Source organism: Corallococcus llansteffanensis (assembly GCF_003612055.1).
In the GTDB taxonomy this organism is placed as follows: domain Bacteria; phylum Myxococcota; class Myxococcia; order Myxococcales; family Myxococcaceae; genus Corallococcus; species Corallococcus llansteffanensis.
Genome location: NZ_RAWB01000696.1, coordinates 1 through 4,706, shown reverse-complemented (window position 1 = coordinate 4,706; position 4,706 = coordinate 1). Strand labels below are relative to the sequence as shown.

Below are 4,706 nucleotides of genomic sequence, written 5' to 3'. Positions count from 1 at the left end.
GGGGGGCGGGAACGGCACGGTGGCGGTGGCGGGCGAGGCGGTGGGCTTGCGGGGGTGGGGCGGGACGACCCTGGATGCAGGGGGGCCGTTCGTGCTCACCGCGAGCGCGGACGGGCAGGAGCAGTGGGCGAAGCAGCCCACGTGCGGTGCGACGTCGGTGGGCACGGTGGCCGCGGTGGAGTCCACGGGCCCGGTGGCGGTGGCGTGCGGCAACACGCTGACGCGCTACGCGGCGGACGGGGCGCTGCTGGGTGCGAAGACGCTGGCGCCGGAGACCTGCTCCAGCGGGACGTGCTCGCTGGCGACGACGACGCTGGTGGCGACGCCGGACCAGGGCGTGGTGGTGTCGGGCTGGCAGCGCGATGGCGCGGGCGCCACCTGGAACCAGGATGCGTTCCTGCGGCTCGTGACGCCGTGATTCAGAAGGGGGCGTCGGGGCCGCGCTACCACGCGACCTCGATGCCTCCGGTGTCCTGGGCCCAGTCGGTGATGGCGCTGTCGCGCGTGAGCAGCGGCAGCCCGAGCCTGCGAGTCGCAGCCACGATGAGCCGGTCGAAGTGGTCCCGGTGCTCCCAGTCGAGCCGGGCCGCCTCCCGGACATCCGCTTCGCTCATGGGTTCGTGGAGCAATTCGGGGAACGCGATGTCCGCCCACCAGGCGTCGAGCGTGGTGGGGAAGCGCAGCTTGCCCCCCATGGAGAGCAGCCAGGTCTCCATCACGACCGGCGCGGGAACTACCAGATAGCCTCGTCCCTGCTCGAAGGCCGCAAAGGCTCGTTTCGCTCGCGGACCGAGCTTCTGGAGTTGATCGCCCGCGTAGAAGAGCAGGGCGTTCGTGTCGAGCACGTAGCCTTCACTCAATTTCCTGCACCTCCGCTGACGCCAGTGCCGAGCGCTGGAGTTGCTCCCCGGGACTCTCACCCAGGGTTTCCAGGTCACTCACGATGCGCAGGGAGCCACGCAGCTTCGACTTCCGCCTTCGCGAGGGGCGCGTCTTTCGCTCCGCCTCCAGCAGGGCTTCCAACCGCGCGGGAGCGATGAGGTAGGCCTTCAGTTCGTCGTGCACCGTGATGGCGGTCAGGTGTCGCTGGAAAGCGGCTTGTTGCACGAGCGCGCTGAGGTGGCTGCGCGCTTCACTGAGCGGAATGCGTTGGATGGGCTGCGACGCGTCCGTTTCCCTCATCGGAATAGCCAGCGGCCACGCGCGCTTTTGGGCGGCGGCCTGTCTTGCACTCGCGGGGCGGGGTGCAGTGCGTCTCCGATGTTTGCTGGGCATGGCGTAGAGATAATATGGCCGGGTCCGACACACCATGCGGCCCGGGTGTCAGGCCGTCGCCGTACCCAGCTTGAGGTCCTGGTTCAGCCCCGCGTCCTTGCGCACGCGCCAGATGTGTTGATCCAGGTAGTAGTGGTGCAGCGCGAAGCCCCAGATGAACCCCTCCATGAAGTCGCGCAACGTGAGCCCCGAGCCGCCCAGCGCCACCTTCGTGTCGAACGCACCGCAGCCCGGATGCACGCCCATCCCGCAGCCCAGCGCGCGGTACGTCAGCGTGAACGCGAGCCCGCAGAGCGCGTAGATGATGAACCGCTGGCTCACCCTCGGCGCCCAGCCGAACGCCGCTCGGTCCACTCCCTCCGCGTGGTAGCGGTTGCGGTGAAAGAACCAGACGATGCCGTGGTACTGCACGTTGTGGAACGCCGTCACCGCCACGGTGAACATCAGGAAGTCCATCCGCCGTGACACCGACGGCCAGAACACCAGTGACGTCAGCCCCAGCGCCGCGCCCAGCATCAACAGCTTCGGCCCGTTCACCCCTCGCCCCGCGCGCCACCGCCACACCTGCCGCGCCGCGAGCACCCCCACCACTACGAGCACCAGCGCGAAGCACGCGTTCGCCACCGCCGCCTCCCACGTCGGTTCGCCCGCCAGGCCCAACCGACGGCGCGCTCCCGGATGCGTCAGCGCGAACGCCACGAACGGCGCGAGCAGCCCCACGTACAACGTCAGGCTGTCCAGCCGCCGGTCCCAGGCGTCCCGCTCGCCGGCCTTGCGCTGGTAGAGCACCATGATGCCGTAGTGCTGCCGCACCACGTGCCAGTACGCCCAGATCGCCGCCAGCGTCACGAACACCCCGAACGGCCAGCGCTGCCCCACGAGCACCGACACCCCGAACACCGCCGGCCCCGCCACGAACCAGCCCAGGCTGCCCCACAACAGCCGGGCCCGCGTCTTGCGCTCGCGGCGGTCCAGGTACGTGCGCGACACCGTCGCGAACAGGTGCGGCCCGTCCAGCAGCAGCACCCATGCCCACCACAGCGGCGGCCCGCTCACGCCCCCCAGCACGTGCAGCGCCATCAGCGCCAGGCTCGCGCCCAGTCCGCCCACCGTGGAGAGCAGGTCGTGCCGTCGGTCCACCAACCACCGTGCGTGCAGGGGAACCGGGGGGAACTGGGGAACCGCGTCCATCGGGGCACTCCCGTCCGGCGGACCCGGACTTCCTTGTTCAGGAAACGAAGTCCCAGGATAGCCGGGGCATACAGGTAAGTCGCAGTCGCACCTGGGGACTGGAAGAGATACCGGACGGCCGGACAAGGGACCAGAAGCCCCTTGAGGGAAAGGTCTCGGGCAGGGACAGTGCTGACCCATGGATCAAGGTCGGCGTACCTCGGACCGCAAGTCGGTCGGTCTGTTGGTGAAGCTCAAGCATGAGACCGTGGGGAGCTTCACGGAGGAGTTCGCCACCAACCTCAGCCCGGGGGGCATGTTCATCCGCTCGCGCACGCCGCAAGCGGTGGGAACGCCCGTGCGCTTCGAGGTGCAGATCGCCAATGGCGTGCGCGTGCTCCAGGGCAGCGCCACGGTGCGCTGGGTGCGCGAGGTGAACGACCCCGCCGGTCCGCCGGGCATGGGGTTGCAGTTCGAGGAGCTCGACACGTCCAGCCGCGCGCTCGTGGAACTGATGCTCCAGCGCAAGCCGGCGGCTGGGGCCCCGGTGGCCCCGGTGTCGGCGCTGCCGTCCATCGCGCCGGTGGTCGCGCCCCTGGCCGCCGCCGCGCCGCCGCGTCCTGTCGCGCCGCCGCGTCCCGTGGCGCCTCCCGCCGTGCCGCCGCGCGCCCCGGCGCAGGCCTCCGGTGGGGTCGCGCTCGATTCGCTCTTCGATGATCTGGATGCGCCCGCGAGCGCCGCGCCCGCGGCGGACGAGCCGTTCTCGTTTGGGCCCCCGGACGAGCCGCTCTCGCTGGCGCCTCCCGAGGACGACCTCGGCCTGTCGCTGGCGGACTCCGACAACGACGTGGACATCCCGCTGGACGAGCTCATCGCCGGCACGCCGCCGCCCACGGTGCAGGGAACGCTGGAGGACGGTGACGAGCCCCTGCCCGGGCTCGACTTCGAGTTCGAGGTTCCCATCGCGGATGCGCCCATCGCGATGGGCGAGCCGCTCGATGAAGCGCCCATCGAAGTGGGGTTCTCGGTGGAGGACGACGAACCGGCCTCGGCCTCCGGTGATGCCGGTGGGTTCGAGCTGGACATGTCCGACGCCTTCGAGCCTGCGTCGCCGCCGCGCGTCGCACCGGTGTCTCCCGCGCAGTACACCGCACCTCCTCCGCCGCCGCCCGCGCCTCCGATGCAGAGCTCCGGTGGCAGCACCGAGTTCGACTTCGACCTGTCCATGGACGACGGCCCGCTGGAGCTGGCGCGCGAGCCTGCGTCCTCGCCGGGACGTCACCGGCCCATGCCGTTGTCGCGTGAGCCCGCGTCCTCGCCAGGGCGTCCCGGAGCGCCGGGGTTGTCGCGTGAGCCTGTCTCGTCGACCGGCCGTGCCGGAGCGCCCGGGCTGTCTCGCGAGCCCGTGTCGTCGACCGGTCGTGGCGCCGCGCCGGGATTGTCGCGCGAGCCCGGATCATCGGCTGGGCGCTCCGGAGCCCCCGGGCTGTCGAACGAGCCTGTGTCGTCCGTAGGTCGCCCTGGAGCGCCGGGGCTGTCGCGTGAGCCTGTGCCGTCCGTAGGCCGCCCTGGAGCGCCGGGGCTGTCGCGTGAGCCTGTATCGTCCGTAGGTCGCCCCGGAGCGCCTGGCTTGTCGAGTGAGCCCGGCTCTGCCGCCGGTCGTCCCGGAGCGCCGGGTCTGTCGCGTGAGCCTACGTCCTCCGTCGGTCGCCCCGGGGCGCCGGGGCTGTCGCAAGAGCCTGGCTCCGCCGCTGGTCGTCCTGGAGCGCCGGGGCTGTCGCGTGAGCCTGTGTCGGCCGTAGGCCGTCCTGGCGCGCCGGGGCTGTCGCAAGAGCCCGGCTCCGCGGCCGGTCGTCCCGGAGCGCCGGGCCTGTCGCGTGAGCCCACGTCCTCCGTCGGCCGTCCCGGAGCGCCGGGCCTGTCGCGTGAGCCAACGTCCTCCGTCGGTCGTCCTGGAGCGCCGGGCCTGTCGCGTGAGCCAACGTCCTCCGTCGGTCGTCCTGGAGCGCCGGGGCTGTCGCAAGAGCCCGGCTCCGCGGCCGGTCGTCCCGGAGCGCCGGGACTGTCGCGTGAGCCCGTGTCCGCGACGGGCCGGTCCATCGCGCCGCCCATACAGCCCGTGTCTCCGCCTCCGGCCCCCCGGCCTTCCGGTGGCTCCGCCGACTTCGACTTCGACCTGTCCATGGACGAAGGGCCGCTGGAGTTGATGCGCGAGCCCACGTCTTCACCGGGCCGTGCCCCCGCGCGGCCCGGTGAAGACG

4 protein-coding genes and 1 pseudogene are annotated in these 4,706 nt (G+C 71.7%); 2 read left to right on the top strand and 3 right to left on the bottom strand.

Going from position 1 to position 4,706, the window contains the following annotated elements; all coding sequences use genetic code 11:
• Positions 1–418, top strand: a pseudogene (locus D7V93_RS38385) (hypothetical protein); the annotation flags it as partial.
• Between the two features lie 25 nt (positions 419–443).
• Here D7V93_RS38385 and D7V93_RS38380 read toward each other — a convergent pair.
• From D7V93_RS38380 to D7V93_RS38370, 3 genes are all read right to left on the bottom strand, one after another.
• Complete coding sequence (locus tag D7V93_RS38380) at positions 444–860, bottom strand: type II toxin-antitoxin system VapC family toxin (protein ID WP_158623957.1); 417 nt, start codon at positions 858–860, stop codon at positions 444–446.
• On the bottom strand, positions 853–1,182 hold the full coding sequence (locus D7V93_RS38375) for a type II toxin-antitoxin system Phd/YefM family antitoxin (protein WP_158623956.1): 330 nt from the start codon (positions 1,180–1,182) through the stop codon (positions 853–855). Before D7V93_RS38375 ends, D7V93_RS38380 begins: the two co-directional genes overlap by 8 nt.
• A gap of 141 nt (positions 1,183–1,323) precedes the next feature.
• Positions 1,324–2,466 (bottom strand): hypothetical protein, encoded by a 1,143-nt coding sequence (locus D7V93_RS38370; RefSeq protein ID WP_120648035.1) that lies wholly within the window; start codon positions 2,464–2,466, stop codon positions 1,324–1,326.
• A gap of 178 nt (positions 2,467–2,644) precedes the next feature.
• On the opposite strand from D7V93_RS38370, the gene D7V93_RS38365 reads away from it, so the two are divergent.
• Positions 2,645–4,706: TIGR02266 family protein (locus D7V93_RS38365; protein ID WP_120648034.1), on the top strand; the 2,062-nt coding region annotated here is incomplete at its 3' end.

Excerpts from the sequence above, each read along its gene's own strand:
- D7V93_RS38375 (WP_158623956.1), bottom strand. The coding sequence starts at position 1,182 with ATGAGGGAAACGGACGCGTCGCAGCCCATCCAACGCATTCCGCTCAGT.
- D7V93_RS38370 (WP_120648035.1), bottom strand. The coding sequence starts at position 2,466 with ATGGACGCGGTTCCCCAGTTCCCCCCGGTTCCCCTGCACGCACGGTGG.